Origin of the sequence: Ornithinimicrobium cavernae, from assembly GCF_003121625.1 — a bacterium.
In the GTDB taxonomy this organism is placed as follows: domain Bacteria; phylum Actinomycetota; class Actinomycetes; order Actinomycetales; family Dermatophilaceae; genus Ornithinicoccus; species Ornithinicoccus cavernae.
Genome location: NZ_QDDJ01000007.1, coordinates 80987 through 97621, shown reverse-complemented (window position 1 = coordinate 97621; position 16635 = coordinate 80987). Strand labels below are relative to the sequence as shown.

Genomic DNA, 16635 nt, shown 5'->3' with positions numbered 1-16635 from the left:
GCGCCGGCCTGACCGTGTCTGAGCTGCCGGGCTGCGTTCCGGCCACACTCGGCCCCTCCAGGGGACGGCGTCCGGTCGGCCATCCCAGAGCCGGGGTGGACGTCCCGTTCGTGCGGTGCGCCGCGGTGGACTCCGTGTGCGGCCAGCCCAGGCGTCCGCCCGGTGTGGTGAGTGTCAACGTCTTCATCGCTCCCATCATCGCCCGTCGCCCGAGCTCTTCGGGGACCCACGCCGCGAGGGCGACCGATCCGGCCCCGAGCGTCCGGTGCGCCTGCGCGATCGTGAGGGCGAGGTGCCCGGGGCGTCGGCAGCCTGGGTCGCACGACCGCTCCGGGTGGACGACCCCTTGGCGTTGCGGAGCGTGGCAGCCTGCGTCGGGCGCACCGGGTGGGCCCCGATGCGGATCTCGACCACGCGCGTGGGCTCGGGGAGGATCTCCTCGCCGACGAGCAGGAGGCGCCCGGAGACGGCACCGGCCCGCCGGATGTCCTGCTCCTCCTCGGCGAGCTCCCGCTCCGCCGTCGCCCCCTTGAGCGCAAGCAGGCGGCCCTCGCCGTCGAGCAGCGGCAGACACCAGCCGGCCAGCTCACCCAGGCGCGCCACCGCGCGGGCGGTCACGACGGGTGCCCGCAGCTTGCCCCAGAAGTCCTGGGCCTTGCCGCGCAGCACCTGCACGTTGGTCAGGTGCAGCTCCTCGACCGCCGCCTCGAGCCACTTGGTCCGGCGCAGCATCGGCTCGACGAGCACGACATCCAGATCCGGACGGGCGATGGCCAGGACGAGGCCCGGCAGTCCGGCCCCGGATCCGACGTCGATCAGCCGGGTGCGGTGTGGGAGCACCGACTCCACGACCCCGCAGTTGAGGAGGTGGCGGTCCCAGAGTCGTGGAGTCTCCCGCGGTCCGATGAGACCGTGGCTCACGCCCGTGTCCGCGAGGAGATGGGCGTAGTGCTCCGCGATCCCGAGGCGGTTGCCAAAGATCTCGCCGGCCACGGAGGGGGGCCTGTCGGGCAGGCCGGCTGCCTCGCCCTCGTCGTGTTTCACGTGAAACGTCCTTCGGTCAGCGGGTCGTCCGATGGCGCCCGAGGGCACCGCGAGGGCCCAGTATGCCGGAGGCCACCACCGCGCCTGAAAGCACCTCCGGCCCGTCCCCCTGTCGACCAGGGAGACGAGCCGGGTGTGCTCGGTCCGGGCACGCGGACCGGGAGGATCAGTTGCTGGGGAGGACCACGACGTAGCGGTTCGGCTCGGTGCCCTCGGACTCGGACACCAGCCCCGCGGCCAGCACCTCGTCGTGCACCACCTTGCGCTCGAAGGCGCTCATGGGCTCCAGCTCGGCACGCTCGCCCGACTCCTTCACGCCCTCGGCAGTGCGGCGCGCCAGCTCCACGAGCTCGGCGCGGCGACCGGCGCGGTGCCCGGCGACGTCGAGCATGAGCCGGCTGCGGTCACCGGTCTCGGCCTGCACCGCCAGCCGGGTCAGCTCCTGGAGCGCCTCGAGCACGGCTCCGTCGCGACCGACCAGGCGGGTCGGCGCCGGGCCCTCCTCGGAGTCGACGATGGAGACGGCGGCCCGGTCGCCCTCGACGTTGACCTCCAGGTCACCGTCCAGGTCGGCGATGTCGAGCAGCTGCTCCAGGAAGTCCGCCGCCACCTCACCCTCGTGCTCGAGGTCCGCGCGCCGACCCGAGCGTCCGGTCCGCGCTGCGAGAGCACCGCTCTCGGACGCGGTGGCCGCGTCGCCGTCCGCGGCGTCCTCATCCTCTGGAGCGTCGTCCTCCCGCTCGCTCTCCAGCGCCTGGAGGGCGGTCTCCGCGGTCGTGCCCGGCTCGATCGTGGCCGGCGTCTCGGTCTCCGCGCGCTCGGCCTCGCCGGCGGTGCCTGCGGCGGCCTGGACCGGCTGGTCGTCTGTCGGTTTCGTGCCGGTCGCGTCGTGCTCGGCCGGCTCCTGCGTCGTGGGTGAAGTGCTCACCAAGGCTCCTCGGTTGTCCGGATGGTGGGGGTGGGAGGGATCGCCGGGTGGAGCCGGCGACCGGGGGACGCTAGCGTCCCTTGGGGCGGTTGGCGCTGCTCTTCTTGCGCTTCTTGCTCTTGGGCTGTTGGCGCTGACCGCCACCCTGCGCCGTCCTGGGTCCAGCGGACGCGCTGGTTGTGTCAGCAGCGTCGTCAGTCGGCTCCTCGCTCGTGCTGAGCTGCATCTTGGTGACCGGCTTGCCCTTGGCCAGGCGACGCGCCTCCAGGGCCTTCTCCGCGGGCGAACCCGGAGCGGGCATCCGCCGGATGACATAGAACTGCTGGCACATGGTCCACAGGTTGGAGGCGGTCCAGTAGACCAGCACACCGAGCGGGAAGTTCACGCCGGTGACCGCAAAGATCAGCGGCAGGGCGTACAGCAGCACCTTCTGCTGCCGTGCCATGGGGTTGTCCAGCGCCGTGGCCGGCATGTTCTTGCGCATCAGCTGGTGCTGCGTGGTGAACGTGGTCACCGACATGGCGATGATCAGCACGACCGAGAGGATCTTGGCCGAGGTGTCGTCGCTGTGCAGGAAGCTGGAGGACAGCTGCGCGCCCAGGACGGTGGACTCATCCATCGCCCGTGCGAGCTCCGGCGTGAAGAAACCAGGGACCGTGTGCGTGCCGTCCGCGATCTTGGGCACCGAGTTGAGGATGCGGAACAGGGCGAAGAAGAACGGCATCTGCGCGAGGATCGGCAGGCACGAGGAGAACGGGTTGGTCCCGTGCTTCTTGTAGAGCGCGAAGCTCTCCTCCTGCATCTTCTGCCGGGAGATGTCGTCCTTCTTGCCCTTGTACTTCTGCTGGATCTTCATCAGCTCGGGCTGGATCAGCTGCATGCGTCGCTGCGAGTGGATCTGCCGCACGAACAGCGGCATCAGCAACAGCCGGAGCACGACGACCAGGCCGATGATGACCAGGATCCAGGTCAGCCCGTTGGTGTCCTGCATGCCGACCTCGGTCAGCAGCCAGTGGAAACCGGCCATGATGGTTGAGACGAGCCAGGTGAAAGGCCAGAGCAGGGTGTCTAGGAAGCCCATGTGGTCCTCGGTGTCGGTGCGGGACGGGCGTGCCGGGTGCCCCGCGGTCAGTGGTCAGTGGTCAGTGTGGTCGCGCCGAGGTCCCCGCTCGGGCACATGGTCGACGCCGCCATCGCTCCAGGGGTGGCACCTACCCAACCGACGGGCCGCGAGCCAGGTTCCCCGCAGCGGCCCGTGCCGCACCAGCGCCGTGACGGCGTAGTTCGAGCAGGAGGGATAGAACTTGCAGGTCGGGCCGAGTAACGGTGAGAGGAGGAGCTGGTAGATCCGCACCAGGCCGACGAGCGGCAGGGCGAGATAGCTGCCGAGGGTTCGGGGCTCGTGGGCCGTCGCGGTGCTCACCGGTCCGCCCGGCAGGCGCGTGCGAGTGCCCGGTCGAGTGCCTCGGCCAGCTCCGCGGAGGAGGCGGTCGCCGCCGGCGGGTTCGCCCGGACCACCAGGTCGGTCGAGGGAGCCAGCGACGCCAGGCGCTCGGCGGCGAGGGCGCGCAGGCGCCGCACGACGCGGTGGCGCACCACCGAGTTGCCCACGGCCCGGGACACGACAAAACCGACCCGGGCGGGGCGGCTCGGGCCGGTCCTCTCGGCGCGGTGCACCACGAGCAGGTGCGTGCCGGCGCGGCGCCGGCCGGTCACGGTGCCGTCTCCCCGCAGCACCGCGGAGAACTCCCGCGGTCGGGTGAGGCGGTGGTGACGCGGCAGCACTGCGCGGTCGGCTCGGACGCTCAGGCAGACAGCTTGCTGCGGCCCTTGGCGCGACGCGACGCCAGGATGCTGCGGCCCGCGCGGGTGCGCATGCGCAGGCGGAAGCCGTGCACGCGGGCACGACGACGGTTGTTGGGCTGGAAGGTGCGCTTGCTCACGAGAACTCCGTTACCGCAGCACGGTTCCCGTGCTGCCTGACACGTACTATTGGTGGGTGGATCAGGGCGGACGGCCCGTGGGCCGGCCGCAATCGAAAGCCCACGCCGTTGCGACCCACACGGGGCCACCACTCGTGGGCAGGCGAAAACGGCCGAGACAACAGGCCACCGTCAAAGGTACGTGAGCAGGGTCCCTCTGGTCAAACCCGGACCTACCTGCCACACCCGGACGAGGCGTGGATCCACTCCGGCCCCGGGGAGATCGGATCCACGGTCGGCACGGACCAGAGGCAAACCGACCATCCTGACCCACCTGCCGGCCGTCGTCCGGGCGACACGCCGGGGACAGTCGGACCGATGGTCAATTTCTGACCAGCGCACTTGCCCAGGGGCCGTGTTCCTTGTTAGCGTCCCGGCTTCGGCCTCTTCTGTCCACCGACCTATGCACAGGTGTGGATAACCCTGTGGATATCCGTTGTACGGTAAAGGACCGGAGCACGCCCACCAGCTAAGGACGCCACCACCGATGACGCAGCCAGAGGTTGACTACACGCAGGTCTGGCGCGACACCATCGGACAGATGGACGGAGACACCTCTCCGCGTGACCGTGCCTACCTCGCCATGGTCCGTCTGGTCGGGCTGATCGACTCGACGGCACTCCTCGCGGTGCCCTACGAGCACACCAAGGAGACGCTGGAGACCAGCCTGCGCGAGCCCGTCCGTCGCGCGCTGTCCGCGGTGCTCGAGCACGACGTGCGCCTGGCGGTCACGGTCGATGACCTGCTGCGCAAGCAGGTGGAGGGCGAGGCCGACCCGTTCCCGGGCACCGACCGGGCCGGGGACGACGAGGACAGCGAGGACGAGGACGACGACCGGAACGCTGCCCGTGCCGCCTCCAAGGCCCGGGTCACCGAGCAGACCGACGGCCAGCCGATCCACCACGCGACCACCGCGGACAGCGACTCCGACGAGACCGGCCCACGACCGGGACGGCGTGGCGGGGAGCGCCCGCCCAAGCGCAACGCACCGGCGGACATGGACCCGCGGCTGAACCCGAAGTACACCTTCGACACCTTCGTGTCGGGCTCGTCCAACCGGTTTGCCCACGCCGCCTCGCTGGCCGTGGCCGAGTCACCCGCCCGCGCCTACAACCCGCTGTTCATCTACGGCGAGTCGGGCCTGGGCAAGACCCACCTGCTCCACGCGATCGGTCACTACGCCCGCAACCTCTACCCGGGCGTGCGCGTCCGCTATGTGAACTCCGAGGAGTTCACCAACGACTTCATCAACAGCATCCGCGACGACCGCGCCGGAGCCTTCCAGCGTCGGTACCGCAACGTGGACTTCCTGCTCATCGACGACATCCAGTTCCTGCAGGGCAAGGAGCAGACGGTCGAGGAGTTCTTCCACACCTTCAACACGCTCCACAACAGCGAGAAGCAGGTCGTGATCACCTCCGACCAGCCACCCAAGAAGCTGTCCGGCTTCGCGGAGCGGATGCGCAGCCGGTTCGAGTGGGGCCTGCTGACCGACGTCCAGCCGCCGGACCTGGAGACGCGCATCGCGATCCTGCAGAAGAAGGCCGCCCAGGAGGGCATGACCGCCCCGGACGACACGCTCGAGCTGATCGCCAGCAAGATCACGACCAACATCCGTGAGCTCGAGGGTGCCCTGATCCGGGTCACGGCGTTCGCCTCGCTGAGCGGCCAGCCGATCAGCGCCGACCTCGCCTCCCACGTCCTGAAGGACATCATGCCCACCGGCGACGCGGGCACGATCACCGTGGGCACGATCATGACCGAGGTGGCCGACTACTTCCGGATCAGCGTCGAGGACCTCTGCAGCACCTCCCGCTCCCGCGCCCTGGTCAACGCCCGCCAGGTCGCGATGTACCTCAGCCGTGAGCTGACCGACGACTCGCTGCCGAAGATCGGTGACAAGTTCGGCGGCCGCGACCACACGACGGTGATGCACGCCGAGCGCAAGATCCGGCAGCTGATCGGTGAGCGGCGCGCACTCTACGACCAGATCACCGAGCTGACCGGGCTGATCCGCAAGGCCTCCGCCCGCTGAGGCACCTCCGGGCACCACTCGTCCGGACACCGCTCGAGACCCCCCTTTTGTGGTGCTCGGTCACCTCGGCGCGCGACTCCCCGGCCCGGGCCGCCACGCTGATCTCACAGGCCCATCCACCGGCGCCCCCCGCCGGTCACCTGCGACATCACCAGTTTATCCCCAGCCTGTGGATAACTCTGTGGGTAGTCTCCGGCGGTTCACCACCCCTCCACCTGCGTGTCACCCCGTGGAACAGCACTCGTCCCAGCCACCCCTGTGGATGCCCGGGGGACGACCTGTGCCCAACGGCAGGTCAGCCTGGGCACAACCGTCGTATGCCGAGGCGCGCGTCTGTGGACGAGTCACCTCCGTCCCCAGGCACCCGAGCCCGTCCCCAGAGGTGTCCACGCGGCATACACAGGGTGAATCGCCGGGCCCACCTGCGACGGGACACGGTTGTCCACAGGATCCACAACCCCTATGACGATGACGAACTATCTTCTGGGAGGGCCTCGCCCCGCGTCCCTGGAGTTCTGGGAGGTGACCCTGGCCGGTGTTGGCCGCAGACGATGCGGGAGGCTAATGTCATCTTCCACGCGCCGACGCCCCTGTCGGCGGGGGCGCACCAGACCAACCAACCGCACTCGAAGGGCTGACCGTCGTGAAGTTCCGCGTAGAACGCGATGTCCTGTCCGAAGCCGTCGCGTGGGTTGTCCGCGGCCTCAGCAACCGACCGCCGGTCCCCGTGCTGGCCGGTGTGCTCCTGCAGGCCGACGAGCAGGGCACGCTGACGCTGTCGGCCTTCGACTACGAGATCTCGGCGACCGTCACCGTGGAGGCGGACGTCTCCGAGGGCGGCGAGGTGCTGGTCCTGGGCCGGCTGCTGGCCGACATCTCCCGCAACCTGCCCACCAAGCCGGTCGAGTTCAGCACCGACGGCACCAAGGTGCAGCTGGTCTGCGGCTCGAGCCGGTTCTCGCTCATCCAGATGCCGGTCGGTGACTACCCGTCGCTGCCCACCTCCAGCGAGGCCAGCGGCAGCGTCGCCGGTGACGTGTTCACCAACGCCGTCGCCCAGGTCTCCATCGCCGCCGACCGCGGCGACACCCTGCCGATCCTCACCGGTGTGCGCGTCGAGATCGAGGGCGAGAAGATGACGCTCCTGGCGACCGACCGCTACCGGTTGGCCATGCGTGAGCTCACCTGGAAGCCGCAGGACCCGAACGTCTCGCACGTGGCGCTCATCCCGGCCCGCACCCTCTCGGAGACCGCCAAGGCACTGGGCGCCGCCGGCTCCATCGACGTCGCGCTCGGTGACGCCGCCCGCGGTGAGGGCCTGATCGGCTTCGAGGCCGGCTCCCGCCGCGCCACCACCCGCCTGCTGGACGGTGAGTACCCCAAGGTCACCTCGATCTTCCCGAACAGCGTCGACACCACCGCCGTCGTGGACACCCACACGATCCTCGAGGCGGTCCGGCGCGTGGCGCTGGTCGCCGAGCGCAACACTCCGGTGCGGCTGCGGTTCACCGAGGGCCAGGTGGCCATCGAGGCCGGCACCGGTGACGACGCCCAGGGCAGCGAGGCCATCGAGGCCGTGCTGACCGGCCCGGAGCTGGAGATCGCGTTCAACCCGCAGTTCCTCATCGACGGACTGTCCGCCCTCGGCACCGCCTTCGCCCGGATCAGCTTCACGCAGCCGTCCAAGCCGGCGGTCCTGTCCGGCCAGGCCGAGATGGACGGCGAGTCCGACGAGAGCTACCGCTACGTGTTGATGCCCGTCCGGTTCGCCGGCTGACCAGAACGGACGCGCATCCCGAACCACCCCCAACACCCCACGAAGGAGCCATGACCATGCAGCTGGGAATGATCGGACTGGGCAAGATGGGCGCCAACATGCGCGACCGCCTGCGCAACGGTGGTCACGAGGTGGTGGGCTACGACCTCAACCCCGAGGTCCGCGACGTCGACAGCCTGCAGGCCCTGGTGCAGTCGCTCCAGGCCCCGCGCGTCGTCTGGGTGATGGTGCCGCACGGCGAGCCGACCCAGCAGACCGTGGACGAGCTCGGTGAGCTGCTGGACGAGGGCGACCTGGTCATCGAGGGCGGCAACAGCCACTTCAGCGACGACGTCAAGCACCACGAGCAGCTCGGTGCCAAGGGCATCGGCTACGTCGACTGCGGCGTCTCCGGCGGCGTCTGGGGCATCACCGAGGGCTACGGCCTGATGTGCGGCGGCGACCCCGAGTGGGTCGAGAAGGCCATGCCGATCTTCGACACCCTGCGCCCCGAGGGTCCTCGTGAGGAGGGCTGGGTGCACGCCGGCGACGTCGGGTCGGGCCACTACGCCAAGATGGTCCACAACGGCATCGAGTACGGCCTGATGCACGCCTACGCCGAGGGCTTCGAGCTGCTCACCGCCAAGGATGCCGTCAAGGACGTCAAGGGCGTGTTCCAGGCCTGGACCCGCGGCACGGTGGTGCGCTCCTGGCTGCTCGACCTCATGGTCAAGGCGCTGGACGAGACGCCGGGCCTGGAGGGGATCAGTGAGTACACCACCGACTCCGGCGAGGGTCGGTGGACGCTCATCGAGGGCATCGAGCACGCTGTGCCGATGCCGGTGCTCAGCGCGGCGCTGTTCGCCCGGTTCGCCTCCCGCCAGGAGAACTCCCCCGCGATGCAGGCCGTCGCCGCGCTGCGCGGCCAGTTCGGCGGTCACGCGGTGCGGATGCTCGACGAGGAGGCACCCCAGGTCCACAAGGGCGCCGAGCCCAAGCACGACGAGGGTGCCGCCCGCCCCGGCGCCGGGGCGGAGGCCCCGGGTGGCGAGCAGCACGACGAGGGCGCGGCCCAGGCCGGCCCCACCTCGGGCTCCGGTGAGACGGAGGGCGCGCACGGACCCGCTGCCCAGGAGCAGGCCGCCGAGGCCGGCCCCTCGTCCGGTTCCGGCGACACCGGACCCGCCGGCGCCGGCCCGCGGCGCTAGCCACGCGGCATACCCGGGCCCGTTCTCCCGCGATCCGACCGTGCACCTGCGCCACCTCAGTGTCAGCGACTTCCGCAGCTACCACCGCGCCGAGGTCCCGCTGACGCCGGGCATCACCACGCTGCTGGGGCGCAACGGGCAGGGCAAGACCAACCTGGTCGAGGCGGCCGGCTACCTCGCCTCGCTGGCCAGCCACCGGGTCGCGACGGATGCCCCCCTCGTGCGGCACGGTGCGGAGTCGGCGATCGTGCGCGGCGCGGTCGTGCGGGACGGTCGGGAGACCGTGGTCGAGCTCGAGATCGTGCCGGGCCGCGCCAACCGTGCGCGGCTCAACAAGTCCCCACTCACCAGGCCCCGGGACGTGCTCGGGACCCTGCGGACGGTGCTCTTCGCCCCCGAGGACCTCGCGCTGGTCAAGGGTGACCCGTCCGAGCGCCGCCGCTTCCTGGACGACCTGCTCGTGGCGCGCCAGCCCCGGTGGGCGGGCGTGCGCGGCGACTACGACAAGGCCCTGCGGCAGCGCAACGCCCTGCTGCGCTCCGGGCAGCACCTGTGGCGCACCGGGCGGCGTGGCACGGACCATCGTCTGGCCCCCGGCGAGACGGTCGAGGAGGCGCGTGCCGCCGCCGAGTCGACGCTGGAGGTGTGGGACGGTCAGCTCGCGCAGGTGGGGGCCGCCCTCACCTATGCGCGGCTGCGTCTGCTGCGCGACCTGGGGCCGTACCTGTCCGAGGCCTACGCGACCATCAGCGACGCCGGGGCCGTGGCGGCCGCGAGCTACCGGTCCAGCCTGGAGGGGCCGCTCGCCGAGGGGATCGCTGCCGGGGAGGTCCCGGAGCAGGAGGAGCTGTATGCCGCCACGCTGGCAGCCATGCGGGCTCGCCGCCGCGACGAGCAGGAGCGTGGGGTCACCCTCGTCGGCCCCCACCGGGACGAGCTGGTCCTCGCGCTCGGCGAGCTGCCCGCGAAGGGCTATGCCAGTCACGGGGAGTCGTGGTCGATCGCGCTGGCGCTGCGGCTGGCCTCCTTCCGGCTGCTCCAGCACGACGTCGGGACGGACCCGGTGCTCGTGCTCGACGACGTCTTCGCCGAGCTCGACTCCGGCCGGCGGGAGCGCCTGGCCCAGCTGGTCTCCGACTGCGAGCAGGTGCTGATCACCGCGGCGGTGGGTGAGGACGTGCCGGCGTGGCTGTCCGGCCGCGGCGCGATCCTCGACGTGGCGGACGGCACCGTGACGCCGCGCGGACAGGAGGGCACTCCGGCGGCGGGTGCGGCGGCGGCTGTTGGTCAGGCCGTTGCCGAGGAGGAGGACGGGCCCTCGGCGGGTGCGGCGGCCGTGGTGCAGGATGCGCCCTCCGAGGACACTGGACCGTGATGAGCAGCACCGAGGACCCGCGGTCACCGGACGGAGATGCCGGTCAGGAGACCAGCGCGGCCGAGACACCACCGCTCGCGGGCGAGACACCTCCGCTGGCGGCCGCCGCCGACGCGCTGGCCCGCGCCCGGGCCAACGCCCGCTCCCGCGGCCTGCGACCCGGACAGGTCGACCGGCGGCGCACCGCCGGTGACGCCCTGGCCGAGCGCCGCTCGGGGACCGGCGCGGGGGCGGCCCGGGACCCGAGGCTGCTGGACACCGAGGTGGACCGACTGGTCAGCTCCCGCGGGTGGAGCACGGACGTGCAGGTCGGGGCCGTCATCGGGCGGTGGGCGACGATCGTCGGTGCCGAGGTGGCCCAGCACGTGCGGCCCCTCGGCTTCGACGGCACCGTCCTCACCGTGCAGGCGGACTCGACCGCCTGGGCCACGCAGATGCGGCTGCTCACCCACTCGGTCCTGACCCGCATCGAGGCCGAGGTGGGCGAGGGGGCCGTCACCGAGATCACCGTCCGCGGACCGGCGGCCCCGAGCTGGCGCAAGGGGCGCCTGCGCGCCCAGGGTCGCGGGCCCCGCGACACCTACGGCTGACCGGTCGGCTGGGACGCCTCAGGACCGTCTGAGGCCCCGTCCGACGGGGACCACCCCAGGGACGGGGGCTTTCTGGCCGCAAAATGCCGATCTAGGGCCTGTGGATGGACGGTTTGGACGGCGCGACGGCTAGACTGGGACGGCTCACCCACCCACTCTTCCTAGGAGCCCCGTGGCCACTGTCGGACCAGACAATCCCCAGGACGTCGAGCCGGAGATGCCGGAGCTCCCCGAGGTGACACCTCAGGAAGGGGCGCCGGCATCATTGGCGACCGACTCGGCATACGACGCCAACGCCATCCAGGTCCTCGAGGGCCTGGAGGCGGTCCGCAAGCGGCCGGGCATGTACATCGGCTCCACCGGAGAACGTGGTCTGCACCACCTCGTGTGGGAGATCGTCGACAACTCGGTCGACGAGGCGATGGCCGGGCACGCCGACCGCATCGACGTGACGATCCTGGAGCACGGGGGCATCCGTGTCGTCGACAACGGCCGCGGCATCCCCACCGACATCCACCCGGTGGAGAAGAAGCCGGCCGTCGAGCTGGTGCTGACCCAGCTGCACGCCGGCGGCAAGTTCGGCGGGTCGGGCTACAAGGTGTCCGGTGGCCTGCACGGCGTCGGCTCGTCCGTGGTCAACGCGCTGTCCGAGACCTTCGAGGTGGAGGTCCGCCAGCGGGGTCACGTGTGGCGCCAGACCTACAAGCTCGGCGTGCCGCAGGCTCCCCTGTCCCAGGACGAGGAGATCCCGCACGACGAGACCGGCACGACGATCACGTACTGGCCCTCCCCCGACATCTTCGAGACGGTCAACCACGACTTCGAGACGATCCGCGCGCGGGTCCAGCAGACGGCGTTCCTCAACAAGGGCCTGACCATCACGCTGACCGACGAGCGGCCCATCGAGGTGGTCCGGGACATCGACGCCCTCGAGGACGACCCGATCGACGGGGTCGACCAGGAGGACGTGGACGCCACCCCCGATGCCTCCCCCACGGGCGCGGCCCGGCGCAAGCCGGTCTCCTACTGCTACGAGAACGGGCTGCTCGACTACGTCCAGCACCTGAACAAGTCCAAGAAGTCCGACCCGGTGCACGAGGAGATCATCGGCTTCGAGACCGAGGACAAGGAGCGGATGCTGGCGGTCGAGGTGGCCATGCAGTGGACCACCTCCTACAGCGAGTCCGTCCACACCTACGCCAACGCCGTCAACACCCACGAGGGGGGCACGCACGAGGAGGGCTTCCGGGCGGCCCTGACGCGGCTCATCAACGACTTCGCCCGCGCCAACAAGGTGCTGCGCGAGAAGGACCCCAACCTCACCGGTGACGACGTCCGCGAGGGCCTCACCGCCGTGATCTCGGTCAAGCTCGGCGAGCCGCAGTTCGAGGGGCAGACCAAGACCAAGCTCGGCAACTCCGAGGTCAAGGGCTTCGTGCAGTCAGCCATGACCGAGGAGCTCGGCCACTGGCTCGAGGCGCACCCGCGCGAGGGCAAGGAGATCGTCACCAAGGCGGTCCAGGCCGCCGCCGCCCGGGTGGCCGCCCGCAAGGCGCGTGAGGCCACCCGCCGCAAGGGACTCCTGGAGTCCGGCGGGCTGCCCGGCAAGCTGCGCGACTGCCAGAGCAACGACCCGTCGATCAGCGAGGTGTTCATCGTCGAGGGCGACTCGGCCGGCGGCTCCGCCGTCCGCGGTCGCAACCCCTACAACCAGGCGATCCTGCCGATCCGCGGCAAGATCCTCAATGTCGAGAAGGCCCGCCTGGACCGGGTGCTCAACAACCAGGAGGTCAAGGCCCTGATCTCCGGGTTCGGCACCGGCATCGGTGAGGACTTCGACATCACCCGGGCGCGCTATCACAAGATCGTGCTCATGGCCGACGCCGACGTCGACGGCATGCACATCCGCACGCTGCTGCTGACGCTGCTGTTCCGGTTCATGCGCCCCCTGATCGAGCACGGCTACGTCTACCTGGCACAGCCGCCGCTCTACCGCATCAAGTGGACCAACGCCGAGCACCAGTACGTCTACTCCGACCGGGAGCGTGACGCCTTCGTCAAGGAGGGCCTGGCCAAGGGCTGGCGCCTGCCCAAGGACTCCGGCATCCAGCGCTACAAGGGTCTGGGCGAGATGGACTACTCCGAGCTCTGGGACACCACGATGGACCCGGACCACCGCGTGCTCCTGCAGGTGACGCTCGACGACGCGGCCAAGGCCGACGAGGTGTTCTCGGTGCTGATGGGTGAGGACGTCGAGGCGCGCCGCGGCTTCATCCAGCGCAACGCCCGCGACGTGCGCTTCCTGGACATCTAGACGTCCGGGGGCGGCGCCCCCGGACCCCCACCGCCGACCGGACCACACGACATACACGAAGGACAGGCGTGACCGACATCAACCCGCCGGAGACCGACCGCATCGAGGAAGTCGATCTCAACACCGAGATGCAGCGCAGCTACATCGAGTACGCCATGAGCGTGATCGTGGCCCGTGCGCTGCCCGACGTCCGCGACGGCCTGAAGCCCGTCCACCGCCGCGTGCTCTACGCCATGTATGACGGTGGGTACCGCCCCGACCGCGGCTACAACAAGTGTGCCCGCGTCGTCGGTGACGTCATGGGTCACTACCACCCGCACGGTGACGGTGCGATCTACGACGCCCTCGTGCGCCTGGTGCAGGACTGGTCACTGCGCTACCCCCTCGTCGACGGGCAGGGCAACTTCGGCACCCCCGGAGACGACCCGGCCGCTGCCGCGCGGTACACCGAGTGCAAGATGGCGCCGCTGGCCATGGAGATGGTCCGCGACATCACCGAGGACACCGTCGACTTCACCGACAACTACGACGGCAAGACCCAGGAGCCGACGGTCCTGCCGGCGCGCTTCCCGAACCTCCTGGTCAACGGCTCGGCCGGCATCGCCGTCGGCATGGCCACCCAGATCCCGCCGCACAACCTGGGCGAGGTCGCCGAGGGCGTGCAGTGGCTGCTGGACCACCCCGAGGCCACCCGCGAGGAGCTCCTCGAGGCGCTGATCCGGATCATCCCGGGGCCCGACTTCCCCACCGGCGCGCAGATCATGGGGCGCAAGGGCATCGAGGAGGCCTACCGCACCGGGCGCGGCTCCATCGTCATGCGGGCCAACGTCGAGGTCGAGGAGATCCAGGGCCGGACCTGCCTGGTGGTGCGGGACCTGCCCTACCAGGTCAACCCGGACACCCTGGCCAAGAAGATCGCCGACCTCGTCAACGACAGCAAGCTCAAGGGCATCGCGGACATGCGCGACGAGACGTCCGGCCGCACCGGTCAGCGCCTGGTCATCGTGCTCAAGCGCGACGCGGTCGCCAAGGTCGTCCTCAACAACCTCTACAAGCACACCCAGCTGCAGCAGAGCTTCGGCGCCAACATGCTGGCGATCGTCGACGGGGTGCCGCGCACGCTGCCGCTGAGCGCGTTCATCCGGCACTGGGTCGAGCACCAGATCGAGGTCATCGTCCGTCGGACGAAGTTCCGTCTCAAGCGCGCCGAGGAGCAGATCCACATCCTGCGCGGCTACCTCAAGGCCCTGGACGCGCTGGATGACGTCATCGCGCTGATCCGTCGCAGCCGGACCGTCGAGGACGCCCGCGACGGCCTCATCGACATGCTGGAGATCGACGAGATCCAGGCGCGGGCGATCCTCGAGATGCAGCTGCGCCGCCTGGCCGCGCTGGAGCGTCAGAAGATCATCGACGAGCACGACAAGCTCGAGGCGATGATCCTGGACTACGAGGACATCCTGGCCAAGCCCGAGCGGCAGCGGCAGATCATCAGCGACGACCTGGCCGAGATCGTCGAGAGGTACGGCGACGAGCGCCGCACCCAGATCGTCGCCTTCGACGGCGACATGTCCATGGAGGACCTGATCCCCCAGGACGACGTGGTCATCACGATCACCCGCGGCGGCTACGCCAAGCGCACCCGGGTGGCCGAGTACCGCCCGCAGAACCGCGGCGGCAAGGGGCGCCGTGGTGCGGCGCTGCGCGCCGACGACGTCGTGTCGCACTTCTTCACCACCAACACCCACCACTGGTTGCTGTTCTTCACCAACCTGGGCCGGGTCTACCGCGCCAAGGCCTACGAGATCCCCGAGGGCGGGCCGACCGGCAAGGGGCAGCACGTCGCGAACCTGATGGCGTTCCAGCCGGGCGAGGAGATCGCCCAGGTGCTGGCGCTGGAGAACTACCAGGTGGCGGACTACCTCGTGCTGGCCACCCGCAACGGTCTGGTCAAGAAGACCCGGCTGGTGGACTACGACTCCCCCCGATCCGGCGGGCTGATCGCGGTGAACCTGCGCGACGGTGACGAGCTCGTGGGGGCCGGTCTCGCCGGCCCCGAGGACGACATCCTGCTGGTCTCGGTGAAGGGCCAGTCGGTGCGGTTCACCGCGACCGACGAGGCGCTGCGCCCGATGGGACGGGCGACCTCCGGCGTCACCGGCATGAAGTTCCGGGGCGAGGACCGGTTGCTGGCGATGTCCGTCATCACGGCGGGCAGCGAGCCCTTCGTCTTCGTCGTCTTCGAGAGCGGCATGGCCAAGCGTACGGCCGTCTCCGCCTACCGCGTGCAGGGCCGCGGTGGCCTGGGTATCAAGGTCGCCAAGTCGACGGACCGGGGCGGCGACCTGGTGGGCGCGCTCACCGTCGAGGAGGGCAACGAGGTGCTCGTGGTCATGGAGCGCGGCAACGTCGTGCGGTCCTCCATCGACCAGGTCCGGGTGACCGGCCGCGACACCGCGGGTGTGAAGTTCGCGACCCCCGGCAAGGGCGACTCGATCGTGGCTGTCGCGGTCAACGCGGAGTCCGAGCTCGCCGAGGAGATCGAGTCGATCGAGGGTGAGGAGACGGACGTCGTCGCGACGCCGGATGACGCCGTGGCCGACTCCGATGTCCTGGACACGCCGGAAGATGCACTACCGTCTGATGAGTCGGCGGACGTCGACGAGGCGACGGACGGACCGGAGCAGACCCCGGACGCCGGCGCCGCGGACGCCGATGAGCCGGACACTGGAGGCGAGTAGTGAGCACGACTGGACAGGGCACCTCGACCGGTGCGTCCGGGTCTCCGGCGCGCCGGGTCGCTGACGACGAGACGCAGAAGATCCGTCGCCCCGGCACCCAGACCGGCCAGGGCAGCGGTATGCGGGACGGTGCCATGGCGCGCACGTCACCACGGCGCGACCTGAGTGCCGCAGCCGCCCGGGCGCGCGGTGGCGGAGCCCCCTCCGCGCCGCGGACCGCGGGCACCAGGCCCCCTCGGCGCACCGGACCCCGCCGGGTGCGGCTCACGCTGCAGCGCGTGGACCCGTGGTCGGTCATGAAGATCTCGTTCCTGGTGTCGGTCGCCCTCGGGGTGGCCACCGTGATCTCGGTCGCGGTGCTCTGGACGGTCCTCAACGGCATGAACGTGTTCTCCACGGTCAACGAGCTGATCGTGGAGATCACGACGGGTGAGACCTCGGCGAGCACGTTCAACCTGATGGACTACATCGGCTTCGGTCGCGTGGTGTCCCTCTCGGTCGTCATCGGCGTGATCAACGTAATCCTCCTGACGGCGCTGGCGACCCTCACGGCCTTCCTCTACAACGTCTGCACGGCGCTGGTCGGTGGCGCCCAGCTCACGCTGTCCGACGAGTGAGCTCAGCCGCACCGGGTGCGGCGGCGGATCATCCTCGCTTCCGAC

The 16635-nt window shown here is 70.4% G+C and carries 14 protein-coding genes; 8 read left to right on the top strand and 6 right to left on the bottom strand.

The window, feature by feature from the left end:
• Positions 1-195 precede the first annotated feature (195 nt).
• The 6 genes from rsmG to rpmH form a co-directional block, all read right to left on the bottom strand.
• Positions 196-1044 (bottom strand): 16S rRNA (guanine(527)-N(7))-methyltransferase RsmG, encoded by an 849-nt coding sequence (gene rsmG, locus DA085_RS09485; RefSeq protein ID WP_237565413.1) that lies wholly within the window; start codon positions 1042-1044, stop codon positions 196-198.
• Positions 1045-1210: 166 nt separating this feature from the next.
• On the bottom strand, positions 1211-1834 hold the full coding sequence (locus DA085_RS09480; RefSeq protein WP_109472871.1) for a Jag family protein: 624 nt from the start codon (positions 1832-1834) through the stop codon (positions 1211-1213).
• 208 nt (positions 1835-2042) lie between these two features.
• Positions 2043-3053 carry a membrane protein insertase YidC gene (yidC, locus tag DA085_RS09475; protein ID WP_109472718.1) on the bottom strand — a complete coding sequence of 337 codons (1011 nt, stop codon included), beginning with the start codon at positions 3051-3053 and terminating at the stop codon, positions 2043-2045.
• A 54-nt stretch (positions 3054-3107) separates the two neighbouring features.
• On the bottom strand, positions 3108-3395 hold the full coding sequence (gene yidD / locus DA085_RS09470; RefSeq protein WP_202619174.1) for a membrane protein insertion efficiency factor YidD: 288 nt from the start codon (positions 3393-3395) through the stop codon (positions 3108-3110).
• Positions 3392-3709, bottom strand: coding sequence for a ribonuclease P protein component (gene rnpA / locus DA085_RS09465; RefSeq protein ID WP_419866506.1), 318 nt, complete (start codon positions 3707-3709; stop codon positions 3392-3394). Before rnpA ends, yidD begins: the two co-directional genes overlap by 4 nt.
• Positions 3710-3777: 68 nt before the next feature.
• On the bottom strand, positions 3778-3915 hold the full coding sequence (gene rpmH / locus DA085_RS09460; protein ID WP_109472716.1) for a 50S ribosomal protein L34: 138 nt from the start codon (positions 3913-3915) through the stop codon (positions 3778-3780).
• A 526-nt stretch (positions 3916-4441) separates the two neighbouring features.
• On the opposite strand from rpmH, the gene dnaA reads away from it, so the two are divergent.
• The 8 genes from dnaA to DA085_RS09420 all read left to right on the top strand — a co-directional run bounded on the left by dnaA (position 4442) and on the right by DA085_RS09420 (position 16590).
• Positions 4442-5989, top strand: coding sequence for a chromosomal replication initiator protein DnaA (dnaA, locus tag DA085_RS09455; RefSeq protein ID WP_109472715.1), 1548 nt, complete (start codon positions 4442-4444; stop codon positions 5987-5989).
• Between the two features lie 643 nt (positions 5990-6632).
• On the top strand, positions 6633-7766 hold the full coding sequence (gene dnaN / locus DA085_RS09450; RefSeq protein WP_109472714.1) for a DNA polymerase III subunit beta: 1134 nt from the start codon (positions 6633-6635) through the stop codon (positions 7764-7766).
• Between the two features lie 56 nt (positions 7767-7822).
• The gene (gnd, locus tag DA085_RS09445; protein WP_109472869.1) at positions 7823-8953 is read left to right on the top strand and encodes a phosphogluconate dehydrogenase (NAD(+)-dependent, decarboxylating); all 1131 of its coding nucleotides are present in this window, start codon (positions 7823-7825) and stop codon (positions 8951-8953) included.
• A gap of 40 nt (positions 8954-8993) precedes the next feature.
• The gene (gene recF / locus DA085_RS09440; RefSeq protein WP_109472713.1) at positions 8994-10328 is read left to right on the top strand and encodes a DNA replication/repair protein RecF; all 1335 of its coding nucleotides are present in this window, start codon (positions 8994-8996) and stop codon (positions 10326-10328) included.
• A complete protein-coding gene (locus tag DA085_RS09435) occupies positions 10328-10918 on the top strand; it encodes a DciA family protein (protein WP_109472712.1) in 591 nt (196 codons plus the stop codon). The genes recF and DA085_RS09435 overlap by 1 nt, the downstream gene beginning before the upstream one ends.
• A 217-nt stretch (positions 10919-11135) precedes the next feature.
• Positions 11136-13232, top strand: a complete 2097-nt coding sequence (gene gyrB / locus DA085_RS09430; RefSeq protein WP_109472868.1) for a DNA topoisomerase (ATP-hydrolyzing) subunit B — start codon at positions 11136-11138, stop codon at positions 13230-13232.
• A gap of 128 nt (positions 13233-13360) precedes the next feature.
• Positions 13361-15973: a DNA gyrase subunit A gene (gene gyrA, locus DA085_RS09425; protein ID WP_237565431.1), complete on the top strand. Its 2613-nt coding sequence runs from the start codon at positions 13361-13363 to the stop codon at positions 15971-15973.
• Positions 15973-16590: a DUF3566 domain-containing protein gene (locus DA085_RS09420; RefSeq protein WP_237565412.1), complete on the top strand. Its 618-nt coding sequence runs from the start codon at positions 15973-15975 to the stop codon at positions 16588-16590. The genes gyrA and DA085_RS09420 overlap by 1 nt, the downstream gene beginning before the upstream one ends.
• Positions 16591-16635: the final 45 nt, after the last annotated feature.

Excerpts from the sequence above, each read along its gene's own strand:
- dnaA (WP_109472715.1), top strand. The coding sequence starts at position 4,442 with ATGACGCAGCCAGAGGTTGACTACACGCAGGTCTGGCGCGACACCATC.
- gyrA (WP_237565431.1), top strand. The coding sequence starts at position 13,361 with ATGCAGCGCAGCTACATCGAGTACGCCATGAGCGTGATCGTGGCCCGT.
- DA085_RS09435 (WP_109472712.1), top strand. The coding sequence starts at position 10,328 with ATGAGCAGCACCGAGGACCCGCGGTCACCGGACGGAGATGCCGGTCAG.
- gnd (WP_109472869.1), top strand. The coding sequence starts at position 7,823 with ATGCAGCTGGGAATGATCGGACTGGGCAAGATGGGCGCCAACATGCGC.
- yidC (WP_109472718.1), bottom strand. The coding sequence starts at position 3,053 with ATGGGCTTCCTAGACACCCTGCTCTGGCCTTTCACCTGGCTCGTCTCA.
- gyrB (WP_109472868.1), top strand. The coding sequence starts at position 11,136 with ATGCCGGAGCTCCCCGAGGTGACACCTCAGGAAGGGGCGCCGGCATCA.